Below are 15,072 nucleotides of genomic sequence, written 5' to 3'. Positions count from 1 at the left end.
CAGCAATTATTTACAGGGTATATGGGGGAATAAGATGATAAAAAAATTTGAGTTAAGTGATTTGACTGCATGTGCAGAAATTATGATGTCAGTATATAACAATGAACTTTGGCAGTGTGACTGGTCCTTGGAGACAGCAAAAAACTATTTGCAGGATTATGTAGAATGTAAAAAATTCATCGGTTATTCATTGTGGATAGATGGTGTAATCAAAGGTGCTATATTCTGTCATGAAAAAATTTGGTGGAACAATAGTGAGGTTTTCATTGATGAAATGTTTATCTCTCCTGAACTTCAAAGACAAGGTTATGGAACAAAAATTCTTAATGAAGTGGAAAATTATATTAAAGAACATAACTTAGCAGGTTTTACATTATCAACAAACCGTTTTGCACCTGCGCCGAATTTTTATAAAAGAAATGGTTTCTTAGATGCTGAACATGTGCTTTTTATGTACAAAATAGTGTAATAATTTTTATAGAAAACAAAGAGAAGGGTATAATCTTTAATATGTATTCTTCTTATATTAAGAGTTATAAGTGGGTGATCTCACTTATGATTTTTTTTATGTAACGAATACTATGGCTAGGACCGTGGTTCTAAAAAGCTTTTAGCTATGAGTAGAAAAAAATAAACCAAAAGATAAGCGTAGTTTAGTTTATGGGATATTTAAAAGGAAAAAGTTCGCTGATGATTTTTGATAGACATGTAAATTTAAAATAAAATTTAACTATATTAAAAAAGTAGGTGGAAAGTATGAAAAAAAGAGAAGTCAAAATGAATGTATTTAGTAAAAGAATAATAATTAGTTTTATACTTATAGTTATGGTTCTAACATTTACCTCTTGTGCTAGCTTAAATAAAATTGAAGGAAAGGCTCTTAAAAGATCCCAAGATACAGAGTTTGCATCAGACAGTAAAGTTATGATAGAAAAATTAAGTGAAGTTCAACAGAAAAATTTGCAGACTTTAGCAAAGGTCTGGGGATTTGCTAAGTATCGTCATCCAGACATTACAGCGGGAAATATTAATTGGGATGCAGAATTATTTAGAGTTATGCCAAAGGTACTTGAGGCAACAACCAAGGAAGAAGCTGGAGATATCATGGCTGCATGGTTAAATCAGTTTCCCTTTGAGGTTAATACACTTAGTAAAGAACAGGAGGTTCTATATGGTCAGTTAGAAGAGAAGGCATACTTAGAGGTAAATCTTTCGTGGATAAAAAATAGACAAGCTCTTGGAAATAATCTTGGTGACTATCTTGAAAAATTATCAAGAGTAAAAGTAACCGATAATGATAATGGATATGCTGTTTTTGAAAGAGGGCATATTGTTAATGTATCCTCAGATTATCTTATGGAGGATTCTATTAAGTATGAAGACACAGGAATGAGATTGCTTGGATTGTTTCGTTATTGGAATATTATAGAATATTTCTATCCATATAAAAATCTCATGGATGAAGATTGGGATCAAGTACTTTATGACAAGATTCCTGAGTTAGCACTTCAAAAAGATAAGGAATCATATGTATTATCTATTGCAAATCTTACCACATATATTCATGACTCTCATGGTTTTTTTTATGATAACTCTAATGTGCGACAACAACACTTTGGAGCATACAAACCCAATGCGTCAATATTTAATATAGATGGTCAGATTGTCATTGCTGGCATGGAAGATAAGTCACCTTTAAAGTTAGGAGATATTGTGGTAGCTATTGATGGAACTACTATAGAAAAGAGAATAGAGGAATGTAAAAAATATATATCAGTATCAGATAAAAATCGTTTTACAAATGCTTTTGCAGATTACCTTTTGCGTTCTACAAAAGAAGCAGCTGAAATAGAGGTAATAAGAAATGGTGAAAAGTTAAACTTGAATGTTCCATGTTATGATGATAGTAATGATGATGTAAAAAAACTGGGTCAAGATGAGAAAAGTGGCTTCATGGCAGATAAAAAAATAGGCTATCTTAATATAAATACATTTGAAAGTGGAGATTTAGATAAATTAATGAAAAAATTTAAAGACACAGAAGGGTTGATTATTGATCTGCGATACAATAATGCAAGAATGAGTGACTATATGAAACTTATTAATTATCCTATAGGGGAGTATATAAAACCTGAAATTTCTGAATATCAACAATTTTATTCAAGTAATAGTTTCGAACCAGGGAAATTTTCAAAATCAGCCATTAACAGTTCAGGAAGAGGATTCATAGAGAAACATTTGGACAAAGATTTAGGTTTATCAGATTCAATTACATTTAGCAAAATGTTTGATAATGGCATTATTAGAACCTCATTAGGAAAAGTAAAAAATAGATATCAGTATAATGGTAAGGTAATCATACTGATGAATGAATGTACGCAAAGCTACTTAGAGACAATGGCTATGTCTTTTATGGATGCACCAAATGCAACGGTAATAGGAACTCCTTCTGCAGGAGCTAATGGCGATGTTATGGGAATTACACTTCCAGGTGGTATATGGACATGGATATCAGGGCAAGGAGTAACATATATGGATGGAAGTCAGACACAGAGAATAGGTCTTAAACCTGACATAACTGTAAAACAAACTGTGAAAGGAATTGCAGAGGGTAGAGATGAGATTATAGAAAAAGCAATAGAGTTAATCACGAAACCAGAGAGTAAATAGCAATACTGCAAAATAAGTAAGGACACTAATTAATAATGTGATTTTAAATTTATAATAAATGAGTGGGTGGAGAATTATATTTATGAAGTGTTTTTACCATGACGATGCACGTGGAGACGGTTGTCAGGATGCAAAGGAAAAACAGTTAGAACCTTGAGAAATCAGGGTTCTTTTCTTATGAAAAAACTTATATGTTTCCAAAGGCATAGTTAGGAAATAATGAAAATGATATAATTAATTTTTTTCCTCATTATTTCAGCTACTGGAGCAAGTTCAAATTAGAAATATTCTATATTTCTTTACAGTTGATTTTGTCAACCAAAATCGACTGTAAATCCTTTGAGTTCTTTAACCACAGTAAGTATAATTAAAATAAAAGACTAACTAATATTAAATCATTTTAAAGAAAGTGAAATTATAATGAATTTATTATATGTTCATTATACAAGGTGATGATATGAAAGAAATAAATATTGCTAGAACACTTGTAGATAAGAGAAAAGAAAAAGGCATTACGCAAGAGGAACTAGCAAAATATATTGGTGTTTCAAAGGCTTCTATTTCTAAATGGGAAACAGGACAAAGTTATCCTGATATTACTTTTTTACCACAGCTTGCTGCTTATTTTAACATTAGTATAGATGAATTAATGGATTATAAACCACAAATGTCAAAAGAGGATATTCGTAAGGTTTATCATAAATTATCAGATGATTTTACATTAAAACCTTATGATGATGTCTTAAATAATTGTAGAGAGATAATCAAAAAATATTATGCTTGTATTCCTCTTCTGTTGCAAATGGGAGTTTTGATACTCATTCACAGTGATCTAGCAAAAGACAAAGAAAAAACTACTTCCTCAATAATGGAAGCAAAAGAGCTCTTTATTCGAGTAAAAGAGGAAAGCAAAGATATAGAGATCATCAAACAGGCAAAATATATGGAAGCGAGTTGTTATATGGCTCTTGGTGATTCAAAATCGGCTCTTGAGTTGCTCAAAGGTATGAATAGACCTCTGTTCCCTATAGAAACACTTCTTGCATCTACTTATAAGATGGAAGGAAAAATAAATGAGGCAAAAGCCACATTGCAAATTGGAATATGCCAATATGTTGTTGCATTATTTAGTCTTTTTCCTTCGTATCTTATGATGTGTATCGACGAACCTGAAAGATATGAGGAAGTGCTACATCGTGCATTCTTAATAGATAAAGCCTTTGATATAAAACATCTTTCGCCCAAAGCTTTCATAGAACTCTATATAATAGCTGCATATGGATATATAATGCAAGGTAATTCAGAGGAAAGTCTTAATATGTTGCAGAAATTCACAGAGCTTGTCACAAGCAATACTTATCAGTTCACACCTCACGGTGATAATTTTTTTGATTCAATTGGCGATTGGTTGGATGAACTAGATTTAGAAAGAGTACTGATTAAAAATGAGAAAACAATTAAGCAAAACATGGTAGATTTAGTGCTCAATAATTCTAAATTTTCGATACTTGCTAACGAAGATCGCTTTAAGAGCATAATAGAAAAATTGAAGACAATTAAAGGAGAATAACAATGAAAACTAGAATTAAAAAAATAGGAAAAATAATTCTCTGGATTATAGGTGTTATTGTAGGTTTGATAGCACTAGCTATGCTCACAGGTTTTACGTTGCATAATACTTATTATAAAAATCAGATAGAGAAAATAAAACCTTATGGTAAAATGGTCCAAGTGGATAGTAAAAATATGCACGTTTATTCCATGGGTGATGGGGAGGAAACAATTGTACTTTTGCCTGGTCATGGTGTTCCATTACCATCAGCTGATTTTGCTCCACTGATGAGGAAATTAAGCGAAAAATATAGAGTTGTAACAGTAGAATATTTTGGGGTTGGATTTAGCGATGAAACGGACAAGTCACGTACTTGTGAAAACTATATGAATGAAATTAGAGCATCTCTTGACAAGGCAGGCATTAAACCTCCTTATATATTAATGCCCCACTCAATATCTGGTGTTTACAGCGAGTATTACGCTACAAAATATCCAGAAGAAGTTAAGGGTATGATTTTATTAGATACTACCCCAACAGCATATACAATGGAAATACCAAAAGAGATAATTAGAGCTTATAATATGTCAAAATTCATACAAAACATAAGCTTGCAACGCTTACTTTCAAGCTTTGATAATGAAGATGTATTGATAGAAAAAGGTTTGTCTCTAACTACAGAAAATGGTAATACACAGAAGGAAATAGACGATTATGAAAAGTATAAGAGTTACACTGTAAATGATACAATCATTGAGCAGCTTGGAAATCTTAATCTGTGTATTGAAGAAGTTAAGGATTTACCATTTCCAGAGGATATTCCTGTGCTAAAAATTATGGCTAAAGAAACAATTAAAAGCAAACAAAGTTCTGAAGATATACAGAGGAAAGGATCTGAAGAAGCCCACTTAAAGCGTTTGGGCGCTAACACATCCCATGTTATACTTGATAGTTCTCACAATTTGATTTATCGAAACCAAATTGAAGAGATTAAAAGGCTTACAGATGAATTTATAGAGAATTTGAAATAATAAAGGTTGATTTGGTGTAGAAAATGAGTATAATCTACACTCATAATTAAGATGCATCTTACTCATATTGCACATTAGCAAGTAAATAATTAATAAAAAAAGACCTGAATCCTTGAAATGTAAAGGAATCGGGTCTTTGAACTATATGGTTTCCGTGTGCCAAAGGCAAGCTGTCTTAACATGTAGGTCATCATAAGTTTTATAGAAGTATTCACAAGTATTTGTATTAATAAATGCTGTATATTTTGTATAATCATAGGTGTTTCGACTTGTTATAACAGCTCCCTTTGGTATGGAGACACTTTCCATGATATGAAAGCATGCTGTAATTGCTTCTCTGCTATCCTTGGGTTTTGGTATATGTGTTTTTAGATAAGCGGTTCGGACAAAGCGTTCTGGAGAGGTAAAGCCACCCGGTAGAGCCATTGTTCCTCCAGCCTGACCAAAAGGAGTTAATCGGATATTATCCCAGAAGACTTCCTCTGTTTGTGTTGGAGAAGCATCCATATAGTTTCTTAAATTTGTTATATGCCAATGAAAATCAGGGCTATTGGACATAACACCAATGGGATTATCTAATAACTCTAGCCCCCTCTTGGTAGGTTCAATTATTACACAGGCTCCACTTCTGTCGGTGGCAATCCAGTGTAAGGGTGCTATGGTATTAGTAACAGGATCCGACATACCTACTATAGTGATATCTTTTAGTAGAGCAGGTAAATCTTTCACAGAAGCACATCTGCCCAAGATATAGTGGAGAAAATCAATGGATGCAATGGGTTGGGTGCCCTCATGAGTTGGTTGTGTATCATACTGGGCATATCCGGCAAAATATAAGACCGCTGCTGCGAAACCTTTTTCATTGACACCATCAAAAAGTCCAAAAATCCCATCAAGTTCCTGACCAAGGCCCATAAATCGATAGGAGTTTCTAATTTGAGTATTGTTCAAGTTGTTACACCATACATGGGAACTGGGAACTACATAAAGCTGAGGTATAATATCATGTGAAAAATCCATAGTTCTTCCAAAGAATAGTTCCTTGGATTGGGATTGTAAGGTCATTGCTGTACACATAATTAATATCCTTTAAAACATTATTTATATAATAATATATGAAAATGAAAAACTAATGTGAACATATTGTATTTCATAGCAGGGTTAGAATAAAATATCTTTCATAATCTTCAGCGTTAAAAAATCACAGAATGTTTTTATTATACTAACACCAATATGGAGCTGATACATTTTGAAGCTATTGGTATTCATGGTGTGGACTTAGATGGGCATACCATCTTTAATATGGCAAAGGAGCTTTACTCTGGAAAGGAACACATTGCGGTTTCTGAACTTAGCAATACGGAGCTGATAAACGATAAGCTCTTGCGACTTATTATCAGGAATAGTAAGAAGAGTGGACGAGCTAGGAAGGGCAGTTATTCCAGTGGAACTTAGAGGGACTTTAAACATTGATATTAAGGATCTATTAGAAATTTATGTGGATGGGAAACAAATAATACTTAAGAAATATGAGCCTGCATGTATTTTCTGCGGAGAGGCTGAGGATGTTATTAGATATAAAGGTAAGGCTGTTTATAAGGGTTGTGTAGAGCATTTAGGGGAGTAGTGCACAATTGCATCATAGGACGAACTAATTAATAAAAAGTGTTCTTTGCAATGAAAATAGAACAGTTTTTATTTTCATTGGCAGCTGTGAAGTAAGTCATGTATCGTTGAAAACTGAATAGTACGGTATTTACAAAATATGTTATAATTAATTCATGATAGTAAGATATGACGGACCAGAAGGGAGGAGATTGTTATGGATTATGGTACAATTTTATTTTTTATTATCATAGGAATATATTTTATAATTAAGTTTAGTAAAGATAAAAAGGGTTTTAATTTACTTATAGTTTTCATGGCTATTACAGGAATTTTTTACAGAAAATCTTTTGGCATATATAGCAATGTAGGTAAAACAGCACAAATAATCATTAATATAATATATTGGACTTCTTTATTGATTTTATTGATAGTTTATTTTATTAATGAAAAGAATAAGAGAAAAAAGCAGACCAATAACCTTTGAAGTTAATATACAAAGGAGATAAAAACATCTGACATATGTAGACATTAGGACATACTATTCTTATTTAATGACTAAAATTAAAAATCGAATATTTTATGCAAATACCGTATTATTCAATAAGAATAAGCGGTATTTTTTATGTCGCAATTCAAAAACAGGATGAACTAATAGGCTCATCCTATGAATATGTTGCGAACTAATTAATAAAAGTGTTCTTTGAAAATTGAATAGTGCGGTATTTACAAAATATGCTATAATTAATTCATTATAGTTTTATTTTGCGAAGCATAATAAATATTATTGTATGGAGGTTAAATTATGGATGCTATTCTTATATTCATTGATGGAACTATATGTGATACAAGACATCGCCATCATTTATTTGGAACTACCGATTTTTACAGTGAGGGTGAAATTCTGAATGATTTGCCTACTCCAAACAGTATTAACTGCATAAGAGAGTTATCTCAAAAATATAAGATAATATATATTGGAGCACGACCTGAATGTTACAGAGATATTACTAAAAAGTGGATTACTCGTACTGGATTTCCAGATGGAGAGGTCTATTTATCAGAAAGTCAAAATGAAAGATTAGAAATCGCTAAAAAGCTAAAAGAGCAATATAATATCATAGCAGGAATAGGTGATAGATGGGATGATAATGAATTACATTTAGAAATAGGTTGTACAAGCATAATATTAAAAGAGTTTTATGGTAATTGGAATATAGTACGAAAATATGTATCGAAACAATAAATCTAAATATTATTAATTAAAATATACAGCGATATCGTAATCCTATGTCACAATATTCTTATTTAACGACTAAAATTAAAAATCGAATATTTTATGCAAATACCGTATTATTCGAATGAATTCTACGGTATTTTTACGTCGCAATTCAAAGAAAGGGCGTAATTTGAATATAGGGTGAATTAATTGATAAAAATGTTCTTTGCTATGAAAATAGAACAGTTTTTATTTTAATTGGCAGCTGTGAAGTAAGTCATGATTCGTTGAAAATTGAATAATACGGTATTTACAAAATATGTTATAATCAATTCATAATAGTATTTTAATGTGATATGAGGGGAGGATATTTTGAAGAGGAATATAGCAGTAATTTTTATAAGAATTCTTTATATACTATTTGCAATTGGAACTATAATTTTACTCTGGATGGCTTATAAAGATATAGACAGTAGAATTGCTTTCAAATTTGGAATTGGCTATGTATTCTTAACTTTCTTTTTGCTTTTGTATGTTTTTTTCATTACTATTTTAAATTCAAGAAAGTTAAAATGGGTTGAAATAAGAAAAAGACTAGTTAAATTTATTGCTTTGTTTATCTTATTTAGTGCTTTAAACTATATTCTTGATTGTGTTTTTAGACATTCAAACATAGATTTATTTAGAGTGTTTTCTAGTGCAGTGGGTTTGGCTTTTGGTATTTCTTTTATTGATGTTATTTTCTTAAAAAAGAAAGAGAATTAGATTAATATAAGACACAAATTTCTTAAATGATGAAATCAATATACAATTAAATAATTTATTCATAATACCGTATTATTCAACGTGAATATGTGATATTTTTTAATTCATCCTATGATGATAAGACAACTTAAATTTAGAAATTTAAATCACGAATAATGTTCCTTGATAATTGAATAATACGGTATTTAAAAGTTGAAATTGCATCATAATTATGGGAATTAGTGTAATATAATAGAGAATATGTTATACTCTTATTGTTAATTAAGACAAAATAGTTTTATAATGGGACATATGAAAGATGTAAAACAGCTCAATAAATAGTAATTTGCCGAGGAGATTATTTATATAATGGGAGGGTAAAAAATGTCAATAATTAAAGGTTTAGAAACCACATTTAACTCTGTTTACACTGAATACGACAAGTGGCGTCCGGATTATGTTAAAGAGCTATATGATGATATTTTTAATGTAAAAGAAATAAATCCGTCAAGCAATGTGCTTGAGGTTGGAATAGGAACTGGACAAGCTACGTTGCCGATACTTAAAACAGGTTGTAGTTTAACTGCAATTGAATTAGGTGACCAATTAGCGGAATTTTCAAAACATAAGTTTAAAGATTATGATAAATTTAATGTTAAAAATTTTGCATTTCAAGATTTTGAGTGTCCTCCTAATTCATTTGACCTAATCTTTTCAGCAACAGCCTTTCACTGGATTCCTGAAGATATAGGATATACCAAAGTATTTGATATACTAAAAAGTGGTGGTGTTTTTGCACGATTTGCTAATCACCCATATAAAGACAAGAAACGCAATAACATACATATTGCATTTGAAAATATATATGCAAAGTATATGCCTGGTTCATTAAGGGGAGATGAATATAGTGAGGAAAATGCCAAAAATATAGCAGATATAGCTTCCAAATATGGATTTATAGATATAAGTTATAGACTGTATCATAGAACAAGAACTTTTACAGCAGATGAATATACATTATTATTAGGTACCTATTCAGACAACATTGCTATTGAAGAAACGACAAGAATGAAATTCTTTGATGAAATAAGAGAAGCGATTAATGATAACGGCGGTATTATTACTATATACGATACAATAGATTTACAACTTGCAAGAAAACCATAACTTCCTATTATGAGCATAACAGGAAGTTCGCTAAATTCTAATTTGTAGAATTGATGTAACATAATTTTAGATTCAGTTCTGTCATATCTTTCTTATTTAATGACTAAAATTAGAAATCGAATATTTTATATAAATACCGTATTATTCAGAAATGAACTGCTCCCTGTTAAGTAGACAATGGAAATAAAAAAATTAGTTTAAACGGCTAAAGCCCTAAATTTCATTGGCTGAGGCCGTTTAATTTTTTTTGTAATCTTTTAGTATTGTAGAAGTTGATGTATTTATCAATTGCATTATATTGCACTTAAATATGCCTTCTGCGAATACTTTCTTGATAAATATTCTTTAATAGCACGCTCCTTTAATTCTTTTGAATATTTTTTACATATTCTAGATTCTTTTAATCCATCTATTCCATACCTCTCATAGTTGTATCTCCAATCGTAAAAAGCATATGCACTAATCTTAAACTTAGTAATAGTATCATGTACAGTACCCATTCCATCTTTGTAAAACTTCAAAATTTCGTATTTTTCCTCTAAATGTATATTTAGTTCTTTTAGACACAAAAATGCTCTCCTTTCAAGCAACAGATTTCTATTTTTTAATCTGTCTACCTTAAGGGGAGCATATCAAAAAAGAATAAGCGGTATTTTTATTTCACAATTCGAATATTTACCAAATCAAAAATGCTCTTTGAAAATTGAATATTGCGATGCTTAAAAATAAAATTATAATTCATAAGTGTAATTTTAGGGTGTTAACAATATGGACAATGTGCTAAAATTTTTATATGTTAATAAATAAATGTATGTTAGTAATCATTTATGTTTGATAGAGGTGACAATATGATTAAGAAAAGCTGTTTTATAATTTTGGGCATAACATTAGGACTATTAGTTAAAACAGTAACTAAGAATATTTTTCCACAGGTTGCAGGTACACTATATGTTGTATTAATGCTATTGTCTTTAGGATTAATTATAATAGCATTAACGTTTGCTTTTAGAATGTCTGACAGAATAAAACAAAAAATTAAGTACAAGTAAGATTATAAATATCTAACATAATAATTAAAAATTAATTTGCTAGAGCACCGCATTATTTAAGTTTGGATTTTGAGGTGTTTTTATTTCGTAATTCAAAAATAGAGGGATAAAAGTGAAATATAAGTTAGAACTACAATTCAAAGATAAACCTCAGTGTTCTTCATGTATATTGAGCGGAGTTAGAGGGTTTGATTTGAATGGAGAAACGGTTATGGTTTGTTACGGGTTATCACGTAGACTTAAGTGTCCTGAAGAAGGTTGTAGGAAGGATTGTCCTTTGAAATTGGTTTCTGAGTAATTCGGAATACAATTAAAGTGCGTAATTTGAATATATAGCGAATTAATTAATAAAAATGTTCTTTGCTATGAAAATAGAACAGTTTTTATTTTCATTGGCAGCTGTGAAGCAGGTCATATATCGTTGAAAATTGAATAGTGCGGTATTTACAAAATATGCTATAATTAATTTATGATAGTAAGAAAGTGCGTATTAAAGGGGGAGAATTATGACAGTATTTTATTTAATTAGACATGGAGAACCAACATATCAACCTGTTAATGATAGAAATTTTATTGGACATGGGTTGGATTTAGCACCATTAACTAAAATTGGAATACAGCAATTAAAAGAAACATCAAAAGACAATCGACTTAAAAATTGTGAAATTATTGTTTCATCACCTTATACAAGAGCACTTCAAAGTGCATCAATTTTATCCAAGGAATTAGGAATAGATATAGAAGTTGATGTTGACTTACATGAATGGATACCTGATATAATAAACTTTCAACATAGAACCTCAGAAGAATGTTTTTCCTTGAGCAGAGATTTTGATTTACATAATGGAATACATCCTAAGGGTGAGGTCAAAGTGTGGGAAACTAAGGAAAATATGAAGAGAAGAATAAATGGGGTATTGGAAAAGTATTTGAAGTATAGCAGAGTGATTGTAGTTTGTCATGAAATGGTTATAAAAACAATTGAGTATCAAGAGAAAGTTGCAAATGGTGAAATTATTGAATATAGCAGATAAATAAGCAATAAAAAAATAATAAACTTGATGAACAATTTTCTTATTTAACGACTAAAATTAAAAATCGAACATTTTATGCAAATACCGTATTATTCGAATGAATTCTACGGTATTTTTACGTTGCAATTCAAAAATATAGCGAACTAATTAATAAAATGTTCTTTGAAAACTAAATAATACGGGGTTAAAAACACAATCTACCCAAATTATCAGATGTGTGAATGGATATTTATTATGATGTGGTATAATTTTCATAGAATTGATTTTGCAGTGTAGTACATTGTTGTGCAACTGTTTAATTAGATAAAATAAATTCACTTTTGATTGGAGGATTTTAAATGAGCGAGATAGTAAAAACACCTAAAACACCTTATTATGCTGTTATTTTTACATCAATAAGAACTTCAGGTGATAATGGATATGAGAAAGTTGGAGATGATATAGCAAATATTGTTTCTAAACAAAAAGGTTTTTTAGGGACAGAAAGTGTTAGAGGCGAAGATGGATTTGGGATGACAATATCATACTGGGATTCCTTAGAAAGCATTGATGCATGGAAATATAATAGTTCTCATATGAAAGCAAAAGAAATGGGAAAAAAGATGTGGTATTCAAAATATATGATACGAATTTGTAAGGTAGAGAGCGACAATCATTTTTAGGCCAATTGGCACACCATTGAGGAACAAGAGGATTTTCTACTCTGTAAAAACTAGGAGTGTAAGGCTTAATATCTAACACAGGAGTTCCATCCTCAGCATCAATAAATGCCAGACCAATAATTCCATTTTGAACATCAAGATAGGTAACATATGCACAAGTGCTAGATGTAGTTCATGGCTCTTTTATTTTGTCATAAATGTGGAAAAGTATAGTTAAAACTTTTAAAGCTAAAAGAATATTTTATAACTATGTGTAATAACTTAAAACATTGAGAATAGATAATATAAAAAGAATACACAAGGAGTAAAGTATGATAATTAATTTTGAAGTTTTAAAAACTGAAAAGCTAAAGAAAGATTATGTTAATGAAAAATCTGCAATTAAGGGCTTTGTAAAATTTATTGCTTATGAATATAACGCAAATGAGTTATTGGTTTATGGCATGTTAAGACAATTTAATGATACTGAAAACTTTAAAGAACAAATTAAAGAAATGTTAAATGATTTAGAGTTTTTAAGGGATGGATAATTGTTAAAAGGTTGATCTTAATTATAAAAATATAAAATGTGCAAGTATATGCAAAGATATTTAGCGTGGTTATAAAAATAAAAAACAAAACTAAAGCCATGAACTCTAATTAAAGGGTTCATGGTTTTTGTCTTTCGAATATTTGGAAGTTATAATGAAAGAATGATTTAATTAAATGATATCCATATCCTTGAATTTTAAACAAAGGATTTTATGAATTTATGCAAAATATATTATAGAAAATAATTTCTAACATGTATATTTATAGCATTACTGATTGTAAATAATTGAATCTCAAAGTAAAATTTGTTAGCATATAGATGGAGGGGGAATTAAGTAATGATGAAGAATAAAGCAATTATGTATTTAGTATTTCTTATTTTAACATGCCTTTATTTAATATATGGAATAGTATCTTTAATTATCAATATTAAAACTTATAATAGATATAATAATAGTGGGTATTGTACTTTCTTTAGTAATTTTATTGGCAAAATTTCTATTTGATAAATACAAACATTATATTGTTTTAAGTAAGAAAGAGGAAAAGGGATTAAATAATGCTCCTTTAGTAATTCTATTGATAAGATTTTTATCTGGAAAATACAAACAGCATGTTGCTTTAAGCAAGAAAAAGAAAAAGGGATTAATTAATCCATATATATCAGAAGAACAGTTTAAACTAATGGATACAGGAAATCTGGTTACAATAAGAGTAAATGATTTTGTGTATAAGCCGTATGAAGAATGTTATTATGGCAATTTAAGTACTAGAAGGATAATACAGACTGAAACTGTAGGATATAAAGAGCGCCCGATGGGATGGGATCTTAATTGGGGGGAAGGTCATAATCGTAGACGTGAAAATAGATATTCTGAACCTGTTAAAAAGAATGTAGACTATTCATCAAGTGGTAAGTTTTTTATAACTAATCAAAGGATAATATTTATTGCATCAAGAAATGGATTTGAAATTCCATTAGATTATATAACTGCATTTAACACAACTAGGGATGGAGTTTTATTCCAAATAGGAGGCGATAATTATTATATGAAGATGTCGGGACAGAATTATCCCTATGCAATACTTACGAGATTATTAAGTCAAATTTAATTATTTTGTTTTATAATTAGATATTGAAAAGCCATGGATTCCAATTATGGATAATAGTTATAAGCAATTTTAATTCAATATATGGAGGTCAAAAATGGGACAATTCAAGTTTGAAAAATGTTTGAATATAGAAGGACTTTATACCATAGAGCCTAAAATATTTTTAGATGAAAGAGGTTATAATTTAGAGACATACAATTCTAAAGATTTTAAAGAAGCTGGACTTGATATGGAATTTGTTCAAGAAAATCAATCAATGTCTAAAAAAGGTGTTCTTAGAGGATTACATTTTCAAAAAACATATCAGCAAGGAAAACTAGTACGTGTCACAAGTGGTGAAGTTTTTGATGTGGCAGTTGATATTCGTGAAGGATCTAAAACATATGGTAAATGGTTTGGTGTTGTTTTATCAGCTGAGAAGAAAAATATGTTATATGTTCCAGAAGGGTTTGCACATGGTTTCTTAGTCCTTTCTGATACGGCTGAATTTGCTTATAAGTTATCTGACTATTATCATCCAGAAGATGAAAGCGGTATTCCTTGGAATGATAAAACAATAGGGGTTCACTGGCCCATTCCCGAAGGAATGAAGATTATAATATCTGAAAGAGATAGTAATCATCCCGCTTTTAGTAAAGAAATATCATTAAAACCTAAAAGAAAATAAGAATTAAATCTTCTTCAAAAAAATTAAC

At 30.0% G+C, this 15,072-nt stretch carries 18 protein-coding genes and 2 pseudogenes; 17 read left to right on the top strand and 3 right to left on the bottom strand.

Annotated elements, in window-relative coordinates:
* Nucleotides 1-34 precede the first annotated feature (34 nt).
* From ACI48Q_RS12715 to ACI48Q_RS12695, 5 genes and pseudogenes are all read left to right on the top strand, one after another.
* Nucleotides 35-469, top strand: coding sequence for a GNAT family N-acetyltransferase (locus ACI48Q_RS12715; RefSeq protein WP_474919454.1), 435 nt, complete (start codon nt 35-37; stop codon nt 467-469).
* Nucleotides 470-657: 188 nt separating this feature from the next.
* Nucleotides 658-720: pseudogene (locus tag ACI48Q_RS12710) on the top strand (IS200/IS605 family transposase); the annotation flags it as partial.
* A 36-nt stretch (nt 721-756) separates the two neighbouring features.
* Nucleotides 757-2,670 (top strand): S41 family peptidase, encoded by a 1,914-nt coding sequence (locus tag ACI48Q_RS12705; protein ID WP_474919453.1) that lies wholly within the window; start codon nt 757-759, stop codon nt 2,668-2,670.
* A gap of 457 nt (nt 2,671-3,127) precedes the next feature.
* Nucleotides 3,128-4,240: a helix-turn-helix domain-containing protein gene (locus ACI48Q_RS12700; protein ID WP_474919452.1), complete on the top strand. Its 1,113-nt coding sequence runs from the start codon at nt 3,128-3,130 to the stop codon at nt 4,238-4,240.
* A gap of 2 nt (nt 4,241-4,242) precedes the next feature.
* Nucleotides 4,243-5,253: an alpha/beta fold hydrolase gene (locus ACI48Q_RS12695; protein ID WP_474919451.1), complete on the top strand. Its 1,011-nt coding sequence runs from the start codon at nt 4,243-4,245 to the stop codon at nt 5,251-5,253.
* A 141-nt stretch (nt 5,254-5,394) separates the two neighbouring features.
* Here ACI48Q_RS12695 and ACI48Q_RS12690 read toward each other — a convergent pair whose 3' ends face one another.
* Nucleotides 5,395-6,330, bottom strand: a complete 936-nt coding sequence (locus ACI48Q_RS12690; protein WP_474919450.1) for a choloylglycine hydrolase family protein — start codon at nt 6,328-6,330, stop codon at nt 5,395-5,397.
* A gap of 337 nt (nt 6,331-6,667) precedes the next feature.
* Here ACI48Q_RS12690 and ACI48Q_RS12685 point away from each other — a divergent pair, with 337 nt between their 5' ends.
* The 5 genes from ACI48Q_RS12685 to ACI48Q_RS12665 all read left to right on the top strand — a co-directional run bounded on the left by ACI48Q_RS12685 (nt 6,668) and on the right by ACI48Q_RS12665 (nt 9,988).
* Complete coding sequence (locus tag ACI48Q_RS12685; protein ID WP_474919449.1) at nt 6,668-6,880, top strand: AbrB/MazE/SpoVT family DNA-binding domain-containing protein; 213 nt, start codon at nt 6,668-6,670, stop codon at nt 6,878-6,880.
* Between the two features lie 195 nt (nt 6,881-7,075).
* A complete protein-coding gene (locus ACI48Q_RS12680) occupies nt 7,076-7,345 on the top strand; it encodes a hypothetical protein (RefSeq protein WP_474919448.1) in 270 nt (89 codons plus the stop codon).
* A gap of 318 nt (nt 7,346-7,663) precedes the next feature.
* Nucleotides 7,664-8,104, top strand: a complete 441-nt coding sequence (locus ACI48Q_RS12675; protein WP_474919447.1) for an LNS2 domain-containing protein — start codon at nt 7,664-7,666, stop codon at nt 8,102-8,104.
* Nucleotides 8,105-8,449: 345 nt separating this feature from the next.
* Nucleotides 8,450-8,842 (top strand): hypothetical protein, encoded by a 393-nt coding sequence (locus ACI48Q_RS12670; RefSeq protein WP_474919446.1) that lies wholly within the window; start codon nt 8,450-8,452, stop codon nt 8,840-8,842.
* Nucleotides 8,843-9,205: 363 nt separating this feature from the next.
* The gene (locus tag ACI48Q_RS12665) at nt 9,206-9,988 is read left to right on the top strand and encodes a class I SAM-dependent methyltransferase (protein ID WP_474919445.1); all 783 of its coding nucleotides are present in this window, start codon (nt 9,206-9,208) and stop codon (nt 9,986-9,988) included.
* Between the two features lie 293 nt (nt 9,989-10,281).
* Here the strand turns inward: ACI48Q_RS12665 and ACI48Q_RS12660 are convergent, their stop codons facing one another.
* Nucleotides 10,282-10,557 carry a helix-turn-helix domain-containing protein gene (locus ACI48Q_RS12660; RefSeq protein ID WP_474919444.1) on the bottom strand — a complete coding sequence of 92 codons (276 nt, stop codon included), beginning with the start codon at nt 10,555-10,557 and terminating at the stop codon, nt 10,282-10,284.
* A gap of 279 nt (nt 10,558-10,836) precedes the next feature.
* Between ACI48Q_RS12660 and ACI48Q_RS12655 the strand changes: the two genes are divergently transcribed.
* The 4 genes from ACI48Q_RS12655 (at nt 10,837) to ACI48Q_RS12640 (ending at nt 12,733) form a co-directional block, all read left to right on the top strand.
* Nucleotides 10,837-11,037 (top strand): hypothetical protein, encoded by a 201-nt coding sequence (locus ACI48Q_RS12655; protein ID WP_474919443.1) that lies wholly within the window; start codon nt 10,837-10,839, stop codon nt 11,035-11,037.
* Between the two features lie 112 nt (nt 11,038-11,149).
* Nucleotides 11,150-11,335, top strand: a complete 186-nt coding sequence (locus ACI48Q_RS12650) for a hypothetical protein (protein ID WP_474919442.1) — start codon at nt 11,150-11,152, stop codon at nt 11,333-11,335.
* A 208-nt stretch (nt 11,336-11,543) separates the two neighbouring features.
* Nucleotides 11,544-12,071, top strand: a complete 528-nt coding sequence (locus ACI48Q_RS12645) for a histidine phosphatase family protein (RefSeq protein WP_474919441.1) — start codon at nt 11,544-11,546, stop codon at nt 12,069-12,071.
* 338 nt (nt 12,072-12,409) lie between these two features.
* On the top strand, nt 12,410-12,733 hold the full coding sequence (locus ACI48Q_RS12640) for an antibiotic biosynthesis monooxygenase family protein (protein WP_474919440.1): 324 nt from the start codon (nt 12,410-12,412) through the stop codon (nt 12,731-12,733).
* Here ACI48Q_RS12640 and ACI48Q_RS12635 read toward each other — a convergent pair.
* Nucleotides 12,726-12,881 (bottom strand): annotated as a pseudogene (locus ACI48Q_RS12635) (TrmO family methyltransferase domain-containing protein); the annotation flags it as partial. The gene ACI48Q_RS12640 and the pseudogene ACI48Q_RS12635 sit on opposite strands and share 8 nt — an antisense overlap.
* A gap of 163 nt (nt 12,882-13,044) precedes the next feature.
* On the opposite strand from ACI48Q_RS12635, the gene ACI48Q_RS12630 reads away from it, so the two are divergent.
* From ACI48Q_RS12630 to rfbC, 3 genes are all read left to right on the top strand, one after another.
* Nucleotides 13,045-13,263, top strand: coding sequence for a hypothetical protein (locus tag ACI48Q_RS12630; protein ID WP_474919439.1), 219 nt, complete (start codon nt 13,045-13,047; stop codon nt 13,261-13,263).
* A gap of 457 nt (nt 13,264-13,720) precedes the next feature.
* Nucleotides 13,721-14,377: a hypothetical protein gene (locus tag ACI48Q_RS12625; RefSeq protein WP_474919438.1), complete on the top strand. Its 657-nt coding sequence runs from the start codon at nt 13,721-13,723 to the stop codon at nt 14,375-14,377.
* A gap of 94 nt (nt 14,378-14,471) precedes the next feature.
* Nucleotides 14,472-15,044 carry a dTDP-4-dehydrorhamnose 3,5-epimerase gene (rfbC, locus tag ACI48Q_RS12620; RefSeq protein WP_474919437.1) on the top strand — a complete coding sequence of 191 codons (573 nt, stop codon included), beginning with the start codon at nt 14,472-14,474 and terminating at the stop codon, nt 15,042-15,044.
* The last annotated feature ends 28 nt before the right edge of the window (nt 15,045-15,072 follow it).

The organism is Clostridium sp. LXY-7 (genome assembly GCF_056172015.1).
The sequence above is the reverse complement of the archived record's forward strand: the minus strand, read 5'-3'. Positions and strand labels throughout refer to the sequence as shown.

Coding starts and splice junctions, on each gene's coding strand:
- ACI48Q_RS12715 (WP_474919454.1), top strand. CDS start 35: ATGATAAAAAAATTTGAGTTAAGTGATTTGACTGCATGTGCAGAAATT.
- ACI48Q_RS12705 (WP_474919453.1), top strand. CDS start 757: ATGAAAAAAAGAGAAGTCAAAATGAATGTATTTAGTAAAAGAATAATA.
- ACI48Q_RS12700 (WP_474919452.1), top strand. CDS start 3,128: ATGAAAGAAATAAATATTGCTAGAACACTTGTAGATAAGAGAAAAGAA.
- ACI48Q_RS12695 (WP_474919451.1), top strand. CDS start 4,243: ATGAAAACTAGAATTAAAAAAATAGGAAAAATAATTCTCTGGATTATA.
- ACI48Q_RS12690 (WP_474919450.1), bottom strand. CDS start 6,330: ATGTGTACAGCAATGACCTTACAATCCCAATCCAAGGAACTATTCTTT.
- ACI48Q_RS12680 (WP_474919448.1), top strand. CDS start 7,076: ATGGATTATGGTACAATTTTATTTTTTATTATCATAGGAATATATTTT.
- ACI48Q_RS12675 (WP_474919447.1), top strand. CDS start 7,664: ATGGATGCTATTCTTATATTCATTGATGGAACTATATGTGATACAAGA.
- ACI48Q_RS12665 (WP_474919445.1), top strand. CDS start 9,206: ATGTCAATAATTAAAGGTTTAGAAACCACATTTAACTCTGTTTACACT.
- ACI48Q_RS12655 (WP_474919443.1), top strand. CDS start 10,837: ATGATTAAGAAAAGCTGTTTTATAATTTTGGGCATAACATTAGGACTA.
- ACI48Q_RS12645 (WP_474919441.1), top strand. CDS start 11,544: ATGACAGTATTTTATTTAATTAGACATGGAGAACCAACATATCAACCT.
- ACI48Q_RS12640 (WP_474919440.1), top strand. CDS start 12,410: ATGAGCGAGATAGTAAAAACACCTAAAACACCTTATTATGCTGTTATT.
- ACI48Q_RS12630 (WP_474919439.1), top strand. CDS start 13,045: ATGATAATTAATTTTGAAGTTTTAAAAACTGAAAAGCTAAAGAAAGAT.
- rfbC (WP_474919437.1), top strand. CDS start 14,472: ATGGGACAATTCAAGTTTGAAAAATGTTTGAATATAGAAGGACTTTAT.